The 294-nt window shown below is 40.8% G+C and carries 1 pseudogene; it reads right to left on the bottom strand.

Features of this window, described 5'->3' with window-relative positions:
* Window positions 1-259 (bottom strand): annotated as a pseudogene (locus Q4528_RS13425) (cell division protein FtsZ); the annotation flags it as partial.
* Window positions 260-294 lie beyond the last annotated feature (35 nt).

The raw sequence follows: 294 nt of genomic DNA, 5'->3' as shown, positions 1-294 counted from the left end.
CTTCAGCACTTTCCATTGCAGCCTTAGCGCCCTGCTCCGGCTCAGCGCCACAGCCCAAGCCTTTAGAGGTTTCTAAACCAATCTGTATTACTTTGTCAGCAGATGAAGATTTCAGCGCTTGGGCATCACTGTTTATCGCCACATACTCAACACTTGAATCATTTCGACGAATCATTTCATTAACAGCGTTACAACCTGCACCGCCAACACCAAATACTATAATTACCGCTTCGGTAGATAAATCTAAATCACTAAACATTTTCAAGAAACCTCAAATTATTTTTTTAAACATTA

Origin of the sequence: Staphylococcus pasteuri, assembly GCF_030547725.1 — a bacterium.
Lineage (GTDB): Bacteria > Bacillota > Bacilli > Staphylococcales > Staphylococcaceae > Staphylococcus > Staphylococcus pasteuri.
The sequence above is the reverse complement of the archived record's forward strand: the minus strand, read 5'-3'. Positions and strand labels throughout refer to the sequence as shown.